The following is a 15,835-nucleotide window of genomic DNA, read 5'->3' on the forward strand; positions in this document are numbered from 1 at the left end:
CCCATGAGCCGCACTCCGGGCACCCCCCGCACCCCGCGTACCTCCCGTACTCCAGGCACCCCCCGTACTCCAGGCACCACCCGCACCCCGCGCATCACCCCGCAGCCCGCCACCGGCCGACCGGACACACCCACCGCCCCGGCACCCACCGCACAGGCACCCGCCGCCCCGGCACCCACCGCCCCGGCCCTCCCGCTCCTCCGCCGTTTCCTCCGCCAGGAGAAGAGCGACGCCTGGGCCGTCCGTCTCCTCCCCCGCATCGTCTTCGGCGTGGCCGCGCTCTACACGGTGATCACCCTCGCCTCCCAGAGCGGCTCCGCCTTCTTCGCGGTCGTCACCGCGCTGCTCCTCGGCCTCGCGCTCTGGCTCCTGCGCCGCCGCACCCAACTGCTCCTGGCGATCGGGGTGAGCATCCTCGCCATCGCCTTCACCGGCTACTTCTCCGCGGTCGGCGACGCGGCCCGCACGAGCGAGGACGCCGGCGCCACCGTCACCGGCGCAGCCGCCTTCGGCTACTGGGCGCTCGCCGGAATGGCACTCCTCGGCGCCTGGATGGTGAAGGAGCACCCGGGCCGACGGGGCATCACCGTCGTCCTCGCGGATGTGATCCTCGTCATCGCGTCCGTCGTCGGGATGTTCCTGCCGGAAGCGGGCGTACCGCTCGGATTCCTCGGCGTGCTCGGCGTACTGGCGGTGCGCGGAAGCAGCGCGAAAGCGGTTGCGGGCCGGGCCCGCCAGGCACTTGACCGCCTGCGGACGCGCAAAGCCAGTGACCCGTCGGACAGTTGAGGCCCGTGTGAACGTTTCGTCTCGTCACTGTGCCAAGTCGGCACATGCTTTGCAGATGCGTTGCACCGGGTTGACGGAACGTTTTAGAGTCCCCCCCGATCACGTATCACCACGGGGGACAACACACATGCCTATGGCCAGCCATACGGCGCTGCCCACGCGCCCCGCGCGCGGGCCGGTACGGGGAGCGGGGGCGGGGACGGGGGTCCACACTCCCGACGCCGCTCTGCCCTGCCAGCGCCGACCGGACGTCTTCCAGCACCCGCTGCTGGAGGCACCCACGGACATTCCGTACACCTCGCCCGAACAGCGCCACCAGCACCTCGTGCTGCTCCGCACCGCCCGCGACCTGTGCGCTTCCTGCCCGTTGTGGGCGGAATGCCTCCAGGACGCCGTCGCCCACGCCGAGCCCTACGGCTACGCGGCCGCGACCACTCTCGACGACCGGCGCTGGATCCGCCGCGCCCTCGGCGTCGGCGACGCGAACGGCGACCTGCCCACCCACACGGTGGACGGCCCCGGCGCGGGCCCCGGCTACAGCTCCGGCGAAACGTCCCGCCGGCTGCTGCGCCTGCGCTCCCGCAGCACCGACACGGCCGCCCGGCACGACGCGGAGCACGGCCAGCCCACGCTGGAGCGAATCCTCGACGCGTTCGACGCACGCCAGGACCAACTGGCCAGGCCACGACGCGAGTTGCCCGGCATCCCGAGGCAGTTGCACGAGCACACCACGGCACAGCAGCCGCACGGCAGCGGCCACCATCTCAGACCCACCCACCCGGAAAGCAGGAGCGAGGACATGGCAGCGGCCGAGTCCGGGCAGCGGATCGCCTTCTCGTACGAGGATCCCGCCCAGGCCGTACGACAGGCTCTGCTGGCCCCCCTGATCCGCTCCGCCCTGCCCACGCTCACCGGCCTGGAGCAGCTGGTCACGATGCTGGCGAGCGTGCCCGGCGGCGAGATCGCGCCGGAGATGCCGGACACCATCCGCGCCGCGCGCAAGGCCGTGGAGGCACTGGCTCCGCAAGGGGGCCGAGGCTCCCGCGACTCCGCCGACGGCACCCCGGACACCGCCGGCCCGCTCCGCGCCCTCACCGGCTCGGTCTCCGTCGAACTCGCCACCACCGACCCGGTCGCGGCCCTGCGCCGTGACTTCCTGGAACCGCTGCTGCGCGAGCTGGCCTCCTCGCTCGCCAACATCGAGAAGGTGGCGACCATGCTGGCCGCGACCGAGGCCTCGGTCGACGACGAGATCCACCTGGAGCCGATCCGCACCGCGCTGCAGGGCATCCGCGCGTGCCTGCCGCGTCCGGCCCCGACCGGCAGGACGTCCACCGGCACGGGCCGGACCGCCGCCCTCGCACCCGCCGGCGCCCCCAGCATCCGGGCGGCCGTGGAGACGGCCGTGTCGACCTTCCCCGGCCCCTTCTCGGCCCGTGACGTCCTGCGCGCCCTCCCGCCCGGCGTCTACGGCGACCCCTCGAAGACGATCAGCAACGTACTGTCCGCCCTCGTCAAGTCGGGCCGTCTTCAGCGCCTCGCCCGAGGCACGTACGCTCGCACCGTCGACGTCACCATGGACGTCGCCGTGGACGTCCCCGAGCAGGACGAGGCGAAGAGCGCCTGAGCCGGAACCGAGCCGGAAGGAACCCCGACCCCCGATGACCGAACCGACGCCGACACCCCCCGCCACGGCGGACGCCCAGGTGCACGTCTTCTCCCCCAACGCCGGCCTGATCGACGGCGTCCCGGTCACCGCCCCGCCCTACGGCGACATCCAGGACGTGGTCCTGGCGATCCTCCAGCAACGCGCCCAGCAACTCGGTGCCCCCACCCCGGCCACCATCACCGACAACCGCTACGGCGGCGCGATCCGCCTCCTGATCCACCCGGACGGCACGACGGAACAGCTGGGCTGAGCCGTCCGCGCCGCCGAGCCCGCCCTCAGGCCCGGGGTCCGGTCCCCCCGGGCGGAGGGCTGACCGCGTCGATGTCGGCGAGGATCTTCCGTGTGAGGTCGATGTCCATCTCGAGGATGTCGCGGTCGAACTTCGCCGGCTCCCGCTCGTAGCGGGCCCTGCCCACCTCGGAGGTGAAGGCGGAGGCGGGAACCGCGTCCTGCCCCGGGGGGATGAACTTCACCACTTCCTCGGAGGCGGCCAGCGCGTACGCCATGGCTCCCCGGTACTTGTGGTGCTCGGATTCGGGTGAGTTGAGCATGTCCAGTCCCGCGCGGCGCGAGATGTCGTGCGCGACCTCGACGAACTCACCGGGGTCGATGATCTCGGAGGGCCCGGGGCCGCCGAAGGCCGGCGGAGGCGGAGGGATCTCGTCGGCCATCAGGAAGGCGAAGTTCCGGTTGCGGCCGCACTGGGTGCACGGCCCCTCGTACACGGCGAGGATGCCGTCACCGCGCTGCTCCAGGCGGTGCCGGCGGACGAAGTCGGAGCTCCCGCACTCGCATGGGTGCAGGTCCATGTACAGGTGCGCTTCGAGTGAGGAACGGGCTCTCAACATGGGATGATCCTAAAGTCTGTTGTGCGGTGTGCATATGTACAGAGCCTGGGGGAGGGCATCACGTGGACACATCGGCCGATCCGCAGATCGTCATGGGCACGCTCCGGCCGGGCGGACCCGCGCAGCAGCAAGATCTCGTGTGGGCCGCGAGGCGGGACATGGGTGCGGTGGCGGCCGTCGTCCTGGGGGACCGGCTGACCTCCCTCACTCCGGCTCAGACCGAGGACGGCCGTCAGTATTTCGTGTTGCAGGACAGCCGAGGGGAGTCCGCCCAGATCTGGGTGGACGCCATTCCGCTGACGACGGGAGCGATCGCCGACACGGCGACGAACACCGCCTCGCAGAACTACGTCATCCGTGTGTCCGACCGCCTTCCGACCGCGATGCTGGGACGAGTCCTCGCACACGAACTCGGTGAGCTCGCCGCCGTGCGCGAACGCGCCGCCGATGGTCTTGCCCCCGTACGGGACAATCTCCTGCGCGAAGGGGCCGAACTCCCCGCGTACCAGGAGCTGTCCACAGCGGACCGAGGCCGCATAGGTGAGCTCAACTGGCTCGCCGCGCGGAGCGCGGCACCCGATCTTTCCCCACAGCAGCAGCTGGAAGCGCGTGCGCAGTTCTCGGCGCTGCTCGATCCCTACGGCATCCGGCCGACCGCCGCCATGAGCGACGAGGAAGCGTTCCGCCCCCAGGAGAGGGCGGCACGTGTGCGCCACCGGGTGTCGGCCGATTTCCTCTCCGCCGGCTCCCGGCGCCTGCTCACCACCCTCGCCCACCCCATGGAGAACCTCTCCCCCGCCGACGCCACCGCGCTCCAGGCGTCCCGGGACGCAGCGCTGCGGGCCGAGCGGCAGGTCGAGGCGTTCATCGGGCGGCGTGACGTCACCATGCCCATGCCCGGCTACGACCAGAACGGGTTGCCGCTTCCCCGCGACGAGCTGGAGCCGGCCGCCGAGCGGTGGGCCGAGTACCGCGCCCAGGTCAGCGAGCGCACCGTCCAGACGCTGGAGGGACAGCTCGCCGAAGGGCAACTCCCGCTGCGCAAAGTCGTGATCGGCGGCGGGGCGAGTCTCACCGGGCGGGATCCGGAGGCGCTGCTGGTGGACGGGGCGGGCCGCTGGCACCTGGACCCCGGTGCCGGGATCGTGCAGTCGGCGGACCAGGACCGCGACCTCGCTCAGTGGATGGGCGTCGACCCGTACTCGGCGGTCGAGGACCCCCGGCACCGCATCTCCATCCACGCCGTCCGCGTCTGGGAGGACCAACTCGCCACGCAGGGCGACGTGGTGAACGGCCACGCCCGGCTGCGCCTGGGGCAGAACGGCGAACTCCTCGCCGAGGTGCGCACGTTGGGCGAGGACGGCACGGAGAGCGCGACCCCCCTCTGGGTGGCCTGCGACGGCACCCCCAGCATCGCCACCGGCCTCACACCGGAACTCGTACCGGGAATGCCACGCGGAGAACTCGCCGTGGAGAGCCGCGGCGAAGCCGTCCGGCTGATCAGCGATCGGCTGCGAGAGCTGGAGGGGCAGGGGTTCGCCGGTGCGGGCGAGATGCGCGCCTGGCTGACCCGGGCCGAGCGGAGCGGCACGGACGCCGGTACCGTGCTCGGCGCCCTGAACTCCTATGCGGAACTGAAGGACGCCCTCTCGGCCGGCCTGGGCGCCGCGGACGAGACCCGCATGGGCAACTGCTTCACCGCTCTCGACTCGACGCAGAAGTGGGAGGCGGCGCGCACGGCCGCGCAGGGGCGGGCGCTGCTGGGCGACGAGGTCGCCGAGAGCCGTTTCGACCCGCACGCCGCCCAGGAGTGGATCGTCGTGGGATCCGGCGGAACGGCCGTCGCCAACGCGGAGATCATCCTGATCCAGAATCCCGACGCCCACGTCACGATCATCGGCTCGAGGCCGCCGCCGGCACTGCAGCACCAGGTCCAGTTCCCGGCGATGGAGGCGAAGTTCGGCCACGGCGAGGGCGGCGAGAAGCGTCTGAGCTTCGTCGAGGCACGTGTCGGGGCCATCGAGACGTACCAGGACGAGAAGGGCGAGACCCGCTTCCAGGTCCCCTACGTCGAAAAGGGAACCAAGGAACAGAAAGTGGCCCGCAGCGACGGCTACGTCACCAGCCTCGGCCGCACCAACCCCCTTCCGCCCGCCCTCCAGGTCCTCGCCGACGAGGTGCGCGACCGCGGTGGGGAGATCTCCGGGGACCTGCTGTTCGACAAGGACGACCAGTACATCGGCTACGGGCTCACCTTCACCGTGGACGGCAGGGAGCACCGCGTCGACGTGGACGGCGCGGCCTCCTGGCAGCTGCCGCGCGAGATATTCACCCCGGAGACGGGAATCCAGGGCCGGTTGAACGGGATGGGCGTCCGCGGTCTGCCCTCCGAGACCGGCAACGCGGCTCCCGGCTTCTCGCCCATCGCCCGCCAGAGCGCCCTGCGCGCACGCGCCGTCGCGGCGGCAGCGGCGGGCGACCCCGAAGCCGTACGACGGCTGTCGACGATCCCGGACCGCTGGCGGCGCCCTGACCTGAGCCAGGACCAGAACCAGGACACGGGCAAGGAGACAGACAAGGGCACGGACAAGGGCACGGGCACGGGCACGGAGGCGAAGCCACCGGCTGCGGGCACGGGCAGCGCCACCCCGCACCAGGAGAAGGCCAAGCCCGCACCGGAACACGAACAGGGACACGAACAGGGACAGGGACGGGAACGGCAACGGGAACAGGACCAGGTACGAGAACCGGACCCGGAGCCCGTCCCCACCCCCGAATCGGCCACAGCCCCGGGCCCGACCCCGACGCCAGCCCCGAGTCCGGCACCGGGACCTGCCTCTGCATCGACCCCGACCCCGGGCACGGCCCCGACGACACCCCCGGCGCCCGCACCGGCCCCCTCCCCCGCTCCGGACATCCCCGGCTCCCACCTGTGGCAGATGGGCGTGCCCCGGGGCGGCGGCAACCGGCCCCCCGCTCCCGTCCGGAAGCCGGAGCAGCAGCCGCCGGGTCACGAGCGGCCGGAGCCGGGCGTCGACATGGGCGAGTGACGGCCGTGGAGTACGAGGAAGGGGCCCGGAGACGAATCTCCGGGCCCCTTCCTTCGTATACGTACCGCCGGGTGTCAGTCCGTCGGCTGCTGTCGCTTGGGCCGCCAGACCACCAACGCGCTGGTCTGCTGCACCTCCTGGTACGGCACCAGGTCCCGCCGGTAGGAGGCGTGCACCGCCGCCTCCCGCTGCTGCATCGCCGCGGCCGCGCCGTCCAGCGCGGCTTCCAGCTCCGCGGCCCTGGCCTGGAGCGCGGCCACCTGGTTCTCCAGCTCGATGATCCGCTTGATGCCGGCCAGGTTGATGCCCTCGTCCTGGGACAGGGCCTGCACCGTGCGCAGCAGTTCGATGTCGCGGGCCGAGTAGCGGCGCCCGCGGCCGGCGGTGCGGTCGGGGGAGACGAGACCCAGGCGGTCGTACTGGCGCAGGGTCTGCGGATGCAGGCCGGAGAGCTGGGCCGCCACCGAAATGACGTAGACCGGAGTCTCCTGGGTCAGTTCATACGGGTTACGCCGACGGCCGTCCATCACTCTCATGCTCCCTTCGCGGCCTCGAACAGCTCCGCCCGCGGATCCTCGCCCGCGGTCGCCTCGCGATACGCCTCCAGCGCCTCACGAGCCTTCCCCGACAAGTCCTTCGGAACACTCACCTCTACGGTGACCAACAGGTCGCCGCGGGTGCCGTCCTTGCGGACCGCGCCCTTGCCCCGCGCCCGCATGGTGCGGCCGTTGGGCGTGCCGGGCGGAAGCTTCAAGGTCAGGGACGGCCCGCCGAGCGTCGGCACCTTGATCTCGCCGCCGAGTGCCGCCTCGGTGAACGTGACCGGCACGGTCACCGTCAGGTTGTCCTCCTTGCGGCCGAACACCGGGTGGGCGCCGACATGGACGACGACGTACAGGTCGCCCGCCGGGCCGCCACGCTCGCCCGGGGCGCCCTTGCCGCGCAGCCGGATGCGCTGACCGTCCGTCACCCCGGCGGGGATGCGGACCTGCATGGTCCTCGACGACTTCGCGCGGCCGCTGCCCTTGCAGTCCAGGCAGGGATGCTCGGCGATCAGGCCGCGCCCCTTGCAGTCCGGGCAGGGGTCGGTCAGGGAGAAGCCGCCTCCCGAGCCCCGCGCCACCTGGCCCGTGCCCACACAGGTCGGGCACACGCGCGGAGTGCCGTTCTTGTCGCCCGTCCCCGAACACGCCTTGCAGGGGGCCTGCGAGGACATGCGCAGCGGGACCGTCGCGCCCTCGATCGCCTCCGTGAAGGTCAGGGTGACCTCGGTGTCGATGTCCTGGCCGCGCCGGGGCTGGGTACGGGTCGTGCCGCCGGGGCCGCCGCGGTTGAACAGGCCGCCGAACACGTCCCCGATGCCGCCGCCGAAGCCGCCCTGGGCACCGCCGCCCTGGGCACCGCCTCCGAAGAGGTCGCCCAGGTCGAAGTTGAAGTTGCCGCCCGCGCCCGGACCGGGGCGGAAGCCGCCGTTGCCGAAGAGGGCGCGGGCCTCGTCGTACTCCTTGCGCTTCTTGGGGTCACCGAGGATGTCGTTCGCCTCGGAGATCTCCTTGAAGCGCTCCTCCGCCTTGACGTTGCCCTTGTTGGCGTCCGGGTGGAACTCACGGGCGAGCTTCCGGTACGCCTTCTTGATCTCGGCCTCGGTGGCGTCCTTGGGGACGCCGAGGACCTTGTAGAAGTCCTTCTCGACGAAGTCTTTGGTGCTCATCCTCGACGTCCCTCCTCCCCATCACTCATCCGATCGAGCTCAGCCCTCGTCCGGGCCACCGCTCTCCTTGTCGTCGGCCGCCTCGGCCTCGTCGGCCTTCGCCGCCTGTGCACCGGGCTGCGGTTCGGCGACGGCCACCCGCGCGGGGCGGATGGTGCGCTCGCCGATCCGATACCCGGGCTGAAGGATCGCCACGCACGTCGTCTCGGTGACGTCGGGCGCGTAGCTGTGCATCAGGGCCTCGTGGATCGTCGGGTCGAAGGGCTCGCCCTCCTTGCCGAACTGCTGGAGGCCCATCTTGGCCGCGACGGTCTCCAGCGATTCGCCCACCGACTTGAAGCCGCCGACGAACTCGCCGTGCTCGCGCGCACGGCCGATGTCGTCGAGGACGGGCAGGAGCTCGGTCAGGAGGTTCGCGATGGCGATCTCCTTGACCGCGATCCGGTCGCGCTCGACCCGGCGGCGGTAGTTCTGGTACTCGGCCTGGAGGCGCTGGAGGTCCGCGGTGCGCTCGCCCAGAGCGGTGCGCACCTGGTCCAGCTGGGCCACCAGACCGGCTGTCTGGTTCGTGTCCCCGGCCGGGGCCGCCCCCGCCGCCGAAGCGGAGGAGGAAGCGGCCTTCGGCTCGGCGTCTTCAGGGGTGGCGCCGGAGGGGACGTCGGGCTTCTCCTCGAAGCCCGGGGTCTCCTCCGTCACGCGGCACCGTCCTTGCGCTCGTCGTCCACGATCTCGGCGTCCACGACGTCGTCGTCCGCCTTCGGGGCGTCGGCCTTGGGAGCGTCGGCGCCCTGACCGGCCTGGGCGTCGGCGTACATGGCCTGGCCGACCTTCTGCGAGACCGCGGCGACCTTCTCGGTGGCCGTGCGGATCTCGGCGGTGTCCTCGCCCTTGAGCGCGGCCTTCAGCTCCTCGACGGCGGCCTCGACCTCGGTCTTGACCTCGGCCGGGACCTTGTCCTCGTTGTCCTTGAGGAACTTCTCCGTCTGGTAGACGAGCTGCTCGCCCTGGTTGCGGGACTCGGCGGCCTCGCGACGGCGGTGGTCCTCGTCCGCGTACTGCTCGGCCTCCTGGCGCATGCGGTCGACCTCGTCCTTCGGCAGCGAGGAGCCGCCGGTGACGGTCATCTTCTGCTCCTTGCCGGTGCCGAGGTCCTTGGCCGTGACGTGCATGATGCCGTTGGCGTCGATGTCGAAGGCGACCTCGATCTGCGGGACGCCACGCGGCGCCGGCGGCAGACCGGTCAGCTCGAACATGCCGAGCTTCTTGTTGTAGGCCGCGATCTCGCGCTCGCCCTGGTAGACCTGGATCTGCACCGACGGCTGGTTGTCCTCGGCCGTCGTGAAGATCTCCGAACGCTTCGTCGGGATCGTCGTGTTGCGCTCGATCAGCTTGGTCATGATGCCGCCCTTGGTCTCGATACCGAGGGACAGCGGGGTCACGTCGAGGAGCAGGACGTCCTTGACCTCACCCTTGAGGACACCGGCCTGGAGCGCGGCGCCGATGGCGACGACCTCGTCCGGGTTCACGCCCTTGTTGGCGTCCTGACCGCCGGTCAGCTCCCTGACGAGCTCGGCGACGGCGGGCATCCGGGTCGAACCACCGACGAGAACGACGTGGTCGATCTCGGAGAGGTTGATGCCGGCGTCCTTGATGACGTTGTGGAACGGCGTCTTGCAGCGCTCCAGCAGGTCGGCCGTCAGCTGCTGGAACTGGGCGCGCGTGAGCTTCTCGTCCAGGTGCAGCGGGCCCTCGGCGGACGCCGTGATGTAGGGCAGGTTGATCGAGGTCTCGGTGGACGAGGACAGCTCGATCTTCGCCTTCTCGGCGGCCTCACGCAGACGCTGCAGCGCCATCTTGTCCTTGGCGAGGTCCACGCCGTGGCCGGCCTTGAACTGCTGCACCAGGTAGTCGACGACACGCTGGTCCCAGTCGTCACCACCGAGGTGGTTGTCACCGTTGGTGGCCTTCACCTCGACGACGCCGTCACCGATCTCCAGGAGGGACACGTCGAACGTGCCGCCACCGAGGTCGAAGACGAGGATCGTCTGGTCGTCCTTGTCGAGGCCGTACGCGAGCGCGGCCGCGGTGGGCTCGTTGACGATACGAAGGACGTTGAGACCGGCGATCTCACCGGCTTCCTTCGTCGCCTGACGCTCGGAGTCGTTGAAGTACGCCGGGACGGTGATGACCGCGTCGGCCACCTTCTCGCCCAGGTAGGCCTCCGCGTCGCGCTTGAGCTTCTGCAGGATGAACGCGCTCATCTGCTGCGGGTTGAAGTTCTTCCCGTCGAGCTCGATCGTCCAGTCCGTGCCCATGTGGCGCTTCACGGAGCGGATGGTCCGGTCCACGTTCGTGACTGCCTGGCGCTTTGCCACCTCGCCGACGAGCACTTCACCGTTCTTGGCGAAGGCGACGACGGACGGCGTGGTCCTGGCACCCTCGGCGTTGGTGATGACGGTGGGCTCGCCGCCCTCCAGAACGCTGACGACGGAGTTGGTTGTGCCCAGGTCGATGCCGACCGCACGTGCCATGGTGATCTTCCTCCAGCTGACTTGAGTGGAACGGACTCAAGTGTGCACGAGGCTCACCTCCCGGTCAACAGACCTGAGTCGCGCCCACTCAACTCTTATCCGTTCCTTACGCGCAAGGAAGCGTTGACCTGCGGCGATACGGATCGACCGGTTCTCCTCACACCGGGTTCCGGGTGGTGCGCCTGGTCCTCGGATTGACGCCGGGGCGCGTACACCGACGCCGAACCCGACCCGGGACGCTGCTCGGGGCGGGGCGCGGAACGGCCCGCGAGCCGCGCCTCCCGAAGACCGCCACCGGCGCCATGACCGGCACCGCCCGCCCCCCGAGCGGCGCCCGCGGTACGGGCACGCCGAGCCCGTCGGTCGCGTCGGCCACGCGCGCGTGGGGGCCCGTACACCGCGACCCGCAGCATTCCGAGCACGACGACGAGTGCCCCGCCCGCCACCCACAACACCGCCCGCGCGTCGACCCAGCCGGCGTGCACCAGCACCCCGACGAGCACCGCGGCGAAGGCCGCCACCGCGACCAGGACGGTCACGCCCTGCGCGGTGAGCCCCAACCGCCGCAGCCGGTGGGCGAGATGGTCGGATCCGCCGCGCAGCAACGGCCGTCGGGCCAGCCGCCGGGACAGCACGACCAGGACGACGTCGGCCACGGCGACCGCGGTGAGCGCGACCAGCACCCCCGCGCCGGCGACCGGATCGTGCCCCGCGCGGGCGATCACGGCGGCCGCGGCGAGAAGGAACCCCGCGAAGAGCGATCCGCACGCCCCGAGGGCGACACGCGCGGGGGGCCAGTTGTGCATCAGGAAGCCCGTCAGCGCGGCGGCGAACACGCTCAGCAGTACCGCCAGCCCGTCCATGACCTCGACGGCGGCACAGGCGGCCACGCCGAAGGCGGTGACGACCCCGACGGTTCCGGCCACTCCGTCGGCGTGGTCCAGCGACCGGAAGGCGAGGGCGACGAAGGTGATCCAGCCGACACCGGCCACTCCGGCCACCACCCCGGTGTCGCCGTACGGCACCACGAAGGCGGCCGCGACCGCCGTACCGATCACCAGGAACCGTGCGTTGAGCCGCCACACGTCCGCGACCAGCCCGAGCGCGGCGACGGCACCCCCGGCGGCGAGCAGCACCTCGATGCCGTCGCCGAGCGGGGCGATGCCCGTCCAGTCCCCGGCGACCGCGACGAGACAGGTGGCGAGCACCACGGCGGCACCCCCGAACAGAGGCACCCGCCGCTGCCGCTGCCGCCGGTCGAGCAACCCCAGGCGCAGGGCGGGTACGCGCAGCAGCGCGGCGAGGACGGCGGCGAGGAACAGGGCGGTGATGGCGGCGACGATCCCGTAGAGCACGGATATAAATTAGTCACATATGTACCAATTTGGTACGAATAACACGGCCGATTCGCCACCGGATCCCAACCGGATCTCAGGCGGATCCCCACCGGAACCCGACCGGATCCCAGCCGGAACCCAACCGGAACCCGACGCTCCACCCACCCGAACCCGACCCGATTCTGAGGCAACCCTCAGCGACTGAGATCACTCCGCACCCCGCTACAGTGCGACGGAGAATACGGGGTAGTCTCAAACGGACTGCATAAGTTACCGCTTAGTAATTTCCCTCGCAGGCCCGAGGAGCCCCCAAATGCAACTCGCCGCGATCATCGTGTCGCTGCTTCTGACCGTGGTCGGCGTCGCCCTGATCGCACGTGCCGTCGGCCAGTTCGTCCGGTACTTCAAGCTGGGCCAGCCGCTCCCCGCCGGAACCCGGACAGACAACCCCTACGCGCGCAGCGTGACGCTGGTACGGGAGTTTCTCGGCCACACGCGGATGAACCGCTGGGGCATCGTGGGCTTCGCCCACTGGTTCGTGGCGATCGGCTTCCTGACGCTGCCACCGACCCTCGCCCAGGCCTTCGGCCAGCTCTTCGAGGCCGACTGGGTGCTGCCGATCATCGGCGACTTCCTGCCGTTCGAGCTCTACATCGAGTTCATCGGCGTGATGACGATCCTGGGCATCGTCGTCCTCATGGCGATCCGCCTGCTGAACCTGCCCTCCCGCGCGGGCCGCAAGTCCCGCTTCGCCGGCTCCAAGTCCGGCCAGGCCTACTTCGTCGAGTACGTCATCCTCACCATCGGCCTCGCCATCTACGTGCTGCGCGGCCTGGAGGGTGCACTGCACCACGTGGAGCACTACGAGGCCGGCTACTTCGCCTCGTACCCGCTCGTCCTGGCCTTCAAGGGGCTGGGCGTCACCACGCTCCAGAACCTGGTCTACCTCGTCGCGATGATCAAGATCGGGACGTCGTTCATCTGGATGATCGTGGTCTCGCTGAACACCAACATGGGTGTGGCCTGGCACCGTTTCCTGGCGTTCCCGAACATCTGGTTCAAGCGCAACGCCGACGGCGCCACCGCGCTGGGCGGCCTGCTGCCGATGACGTCGGGCGGCAAGCCGATCGACTTCGCCGACCCCGGCGACGACGACGTCTTCGGCGTCTCCCAGGTCGAGCAGTTCTCCTGGAAGGGCCTGCTCGACTTCTCCACCTGCACCGAGTGCGGCCGCTGCCAGTCCCAGTGCCCCGCCTGGAACACCGGCAAGCCGCTCTCCCCCAAACTCCTGATCATGTCGCTGCGCGACCACGCGCACGCCAAGGCCCCCTACCTCCTGGCCGGCGGCGGCAAGACCACGGAAGGCGAGGAGAAGGCCTCCGCCGAGCAGCTGGCCGGGGTGCCGGCCGCCGCGCTCGCCGAGGCCGAACGCCCGCTGATCGGCACCGCCGAAGAAGGCGGTGTCATCGACCCGGACGTGCTGTGGTCGTGCACCACCTGCGGCGCCTGCGTCGAGCAGTGCCCCGTCGACATCGAGCACGTCGACCACATCGTCGACATGCGCCGCTACCAGGTGATGATCGAGTCCGCGTTCCCGTCCGAGGCGGGCACCATGCTCAAGAACCTGGAGAAGAAGGGCAACCCCTGGGGCCTGGCGAAGAAGCAGCGCCTGGAATGGCTCAAGGAAGTCGACTTCGAGATCCCCGTCGTCGGCCGCGACATCGAGGACCTCACCGAGGTCGAGTACCTGTACTGGGTCGGCTGCGCCGGCGCCCTGGAGGACCGCGCGAAGAAGACCACCAAGGCCTTCGCCGAACTCCTGCACATCGCGGGCGTCAAGTTCGCGATCATGGGCGGCGACGAGAAGTGCACCGGCGACTCCGCCCGCCGCCTCGGCAACGAACCCCTCTTCCAGGAACTCGGCATGGAGAACGTCATGTCCCTCAACGCCGCGTTCGGCGAGGAGACGGACGACGACGGCAACGTCACCGAGGAGTCGAAGAAGCCGAAGTCGGCGAAGAAGATCGTCGCGACCTGCCCGCACTGCCTCAACACCCTCGGCAACGAATACCCGCAGCTCGGCGGCGACTACGAAGTCATCCACCACACCCAGCTGCTCCAGTACCTCATCGACGACGGCAAACTCATCCCCGTCACCCCGGTCGAGGGCCTCATCACCTACCACGACCCCTGCTACCTGGGCCGGCACAACAAGATCTACACGCCCCCGCGCGAGATCATCGCCAGCGTCCCCGGCCTGCGCAACGAGGAAATGCACCGCCACAAGGAACGCGGCTTCTGCTGCGGCGCCGGCGGCGCACGGATGTGGATGGAAGAGCGGATCGGCAAGCGCATCAACAACGAGCGCGTCGACGAAGCCCTCTCCCTCAACCCCGACATCGTCTCCACCGCCTGCCCCTTCTGCCTCGTCATGCTCACCGACTCCGTCAACGGCAAGAAGAACGAAGGCAAGGCCAAGGAGACCATCCAGGTCGTCGACGTCTCCCAACTCCTCCTGGAGTCCGTCAAGACCCCGGTCGACGACGAGCCCCCGGCGGGCGAGGCACAGACCGAGAACGAGCCGGAACCCCAGCCGGTGAAGTAGCCCGAACGGCTGCACCCCAGCTGCACCCCAGCTTCACCCCGGCTGTACCGACGCCCCCGTGTCCCACCGTGGACACGGGGGCGTCGCCGTGCACGCCTTCACTCCTGAAGAACCACTGAATTCCGCCCCGTTACTCCCCTTAGGGGATGTCACAGCTCGGCAGCAAAGCCGTACCCGGACGGCTGGCCCCGCCACGTCACTCTCCGGGACCAGGTACGTTCGAAGGCGTGGCTGGATTCAGGATGGGACGCGGCGGCCGGGACAACCGTGCCCCGCAAGCGCGACCGCAAGACCCTCCGTACGGGCAGCAGGCGCCCCAGGGGCCGTCGCGGTCCTCGGGACCGTCGGGACCCTCGGGGCCGTCGTACGGCTACCCGTCGGCCCAGCCGCCGTACCCGCAGCAGCGTCCGCCGTACGGCGGCACGGGCGCGGGCGGCGGCCAGTGGCCGCAGGCGAACGGCGGAGGGTACGGCGGGCAGAACGGCGACGAGCCGGAGTACTTCGGCGGCGACGCCCCGTACGGCGCTCCGGGCGGCCCCGGTGGGCCCGGCGGCCCGGGAGGTGCCCCGCACGACCCGTACGCCGCGAACAACCCGGGGCACACCCAGGCCTTCTCGATCGACGACCACCAGCAGTACGACCAGTACAACCAGGGTGGTACGTATCACGCGGGTTCCGCCCCGGCGGGCCCGGTCGGTCCGCGCCTGCACTGGAAGGAGCTGCTGAAGGGGATCGTCCTCACCCCCAAGCAGACCTTCCTCCAGATGCGGGACTACACGATGTGGGGCCCCGCCCTCGTCGTCACGTTCCTCTACGGCCTGCTCGCGGTCTTCGGCTTCGACGACACGCGCGCGGACGCGATCAACGCGACGCTGTCCAACGCGATCCCGATCGTCCTGACGACGGCCGTCGCGATGGTGCTGAGCTCCTTCATCCTGGGCGTGGTCACTCACACCCTGGCCCGCCAGCTGGGCGGCGACGGCGCCTGGCAGCCCACGGTCGGCCTCTCCATGCTGATCATGTCCCTCACGGACGCCCCGCGTCTGGTCGTCGCGATGTTCTTCGGCGGCGACGCGTCGTTCGTACAGCTGCTGGGCTGGGTGACGTGGGTGGCGGCCGGCGCCCTGCTGACCCTGATGGTCAGCCGCTCCCACGACCTGCCGTGGCCGAAGGCGCTGGGCGCGTCGTCGATCCAGCTGATCGCACTGCTGTCGATCGTGAAGCTGGGCACGTTCTAGTACCTGGCGGACACCGGTAGGGCCCCCGACGGATGGTCGGGGGCCCTTGGCATGCCA

At 70.5% G+C, this 15,835-nt stretch carries 12 protein-coding genes; 6 read left to right on the top strand and 6 right to left on the bottom strand.

The annotated features are described in order from the left end of the window. Nucleotides 1-3 precede the first annotated feature (3 nt). The 3 genes from OG933_RS21095 to OG933_RS21105 all read left to right on the top strand — a co-directional run bounded on the left by OG933_RS21095 (nucleotide 4) and on the right by OG933_RS21105 (nucleotide 2,708). Complete coding sequence (locus tag OG933_RS21095; protein WP_405628428.1) at nucleotides 4-789, top strand: hypothetical protein; 786 nt, start codon at nucleotides 4-6, stop codon at nucleotides 787-789. A 133-nt stretch (nucleotides 790-922) separates the two neighbouring features. Then, nucleotides 923-2,416, top strand: coding sequence for a WhiB family transcriptional regulator (locus OG933_RS21100; protein WP_362522227.1), 1,494 nt, complete (start codon nucleotides 923-925; stop codon nucleotides 2,414-2,416). Between the two features lie 34 nt (nucleotides 2,417-2,450). Continuing rightward, nucleotides 2,451-2,708, top strand: a complete 258-nt coding sequence (locus tag OG933_RS21105; protein ID WP_362522225.1) for a hypothetical protein — start codon at nucleotides 2,451-2,453, stop codon at nucleotides 2,706-2,708. 25 nt (nucleotides 2,709-2,733) lie between these two features. Here the strand turns inward: OG933_RS21105 and OG933_RS21110 are convergent, their stop codons facing one another. Beyond that, nucleotides 2,734-3,306, bottom strand: coding sequence for a hypothetical protein (locus OG933_RS21110; protein WP_405628429.1), 573 nt, complete (start codon nucleotides 3,304-3,306; stop codon nucleotides 2,734-2,736). A gap of 62 nt (nucleotides 3,307-3,368) precedes the next feature. Here OG933_RS21110 and OG933_RS21115 point away from each other — a divergent pair, with 62 nt between their 5' ends. Beyond that, nucleotides 3,369-6,356, top strand: a complete 2,988-nt coding sequence (locus OG933_RS21115) for a hypothetical protein (protein WP_405628431.1) — start codon at nucleotides 3,369-3,371, stop codon at nucleotides 6,354-6,356. 74 nt (nucleotides 6,357-6,430) lie between these two features. On the opposite strand, the gene OG933_RS21120 is transcribed toward OG933_RS21115, so the two are convergent. The 5 genes from OG933_RS21120 to OG933_RS21140 all read right to left on the bottom strand — a co-directional run bounded on the left by OG933_RS21120 (nucleotide 6,431) and on the right by OG933_RS21140 (nucleotide 11,953). Next, a complete protein-coding gene (locus OG933_RS21120; protein WP_020129153.1) occupies nucleotides 6,431-6,883 on the bottom strand; it encodes a heat shock protein transcriptional repressor HspR in 453 nt (150 codons plus the stop codon). Nucleotides 6,884-6,888: 5 nt separating this feature from the next. Next, nucleotides 6,889-8,067 carry a molecular chaperone DnaJ gene (dnaJ, locus tag OG933_RS21125; RefSeq protein ID WP_020129152.1) on the bottom strand — a complete coding sequence of 393 codons (1,179 nt, stop codon included), beginning with the start codon at nucleotides 8,065-8,067 and terminating at the stop codon, nucleotides 6,889-6,891. 39 nt (nucleotides 8,068-8,106) lie between these two features. Beyond that, nucleotides 8,107-8,763 (bottom strand): nucleotide exchange factor GrpE, encoded by a 657-nt coding sequence (gene grpE / locus OG933_RS21130; protein ID WP_054241924.1) that lies wholly within the window; start codon nucleotides 8,761-8,763, stop codon nucleotides 8,107-8,109. Continuing rightward, the gene (gene dnaK / locus OG933_RS21135) at nucleotides 8,760-10,598 is read right to left on the bottom strand and encodes a molecular chaperone DnaK (RefSeq protein ID WP_020129150.1); all 1,839 of its coding nucleotides are present in this window, start codon (nucleotides 10,596-10,598) and stop codon (nucleotides 8,760-8,762) included. The genes grpE and dnaK overlap by 4 nt, the downstream gene beginning before the upstream one ends. Before the next feature lie 95 nt (nucleotides 10,599-10,693). Then, the gene (locus OG933_RS21140) at nucleotides 10,694-11,953 is read right to left on the bottom strand and encodes an undecaprenyl/decaprenyl-phosphate alpha-N-acetylglucosaminyl 1-phosphate transferase (RefSeq protein ID WP_405628433.1); all 1,260 of its coding nucleotides are present in this window, start codon (nucleotides 11,951-11,953) and stop codon (nucleotides 10,694-10,696) included. A gap of 295 nt (nucleotides 11,954-12,248) precedes the next feature. On the opposite strand from OG933_RS21140, the gene OG933_RS21145 reads away from it, so the two are divergent. After that, nucleotides 12,249-14,540: a heterodisulfide reductase-related iron-sulfur binding cluster gene (locus OG933_RS21145; RefSeq protein WP_405628435.1), complete on the top strand. Its 2,292-nt coding sequence runs from the start codon at nucleotides 12,249-12,251 to the stop codon at nucleotides 14,538-14,540. Nucleotides 14,541-14,686: 146 nt separating this feature from the next. Then, nucleotides 14,687-15,778 carry a Yip1 family protein gene (locus tag OG933_RS21150; RefSeq protein ID WP_362530613.1) on the top strand — a complete coding sequence of 364 codons (1,092 nt, stop codon included), beginning with the start codon at nucleotides 14,687-14,689 and terminating at the stop codon, nucleotides 15,776-15,778. The last annotated feature ends 57 nt before the right edge of the window (nucleotides 15,779-15,835 follow it).

The organism is Streptomyces sp. NBC_00016 (assembly GCF_045040885.1).
In the GTDB taxonomy this organism is placed as follows: domain Bacteria; phylum Actinomycetota; class Actinomycetes; order Streptomycetales; family Streptomycetaceae; genus Streptomyces; species Streptomyces coriariae.

Bases quoted from the DNA above. Each gene is read 5' to 3' on its own strand.
- OG933_RS21110 (WP_405628429.1), bottom strand. From the start codon at position 3,306: ATGTTGAGAGCCCGTTCCTCACTCGAAGCGCACCTGTACATGGACCTG.
- OG933_RS21150 (WP_362530613.1), top strand. From the start codon at position 14,687: ATGTCACAGCTCGGCAGCAAAGCCGTACCCGGACGGCTGGCCCCGCCA.
- OG933_RS21100 (WP_362522227.1), top strand. From the start codon at position 923: ATGGCCAGCCATACGGCGCTGCCCACGCGCCCCGCGCGCGGGCCGGTA.
- dnaK (WP_020129150.1), bottom strand. From the start codon at position 10,598: ATGGCACGTGCGGTCGGCATCGACCTGGGCACAACCAACTCCGTCGTC.
- OG933_RS21095 (WP_405628428.1), top strand. From the start codon at position 4: ATGAGCCGCACTCCGGGCACCCCCCGCACCCCGCGTACCTCCCGTACT.
- dnaJ (WP_020129152.1), bottom strand. From the start codon at position 8,067: ATGAGCACCAAAGACTTCGTCGAGAAGGACTTCTACAAGGTCCTCGGC.
- OG933_RS21145 (WP_405628435.1), top strand. From the start codon at position 12,249: ATGCAACTCGCCGCGATCATCGTGTCGCTGCTTCTGACCGTGGTCGGC.
- OG933_RS21120 (WP_020129153.1), bottom strand. From the start codon at position 6,883: ATGGACGGCCGTCGGCGTAACCCGTATGAACTGACCCAGGAGACTCCG.
- OG933_RS21105 (WP_362522225.1), top strand. From the start codon at position 2,451: ATGACCGAACCGACGCCGACACCCCCCGCCACGGCGGACGCCCAGGTG.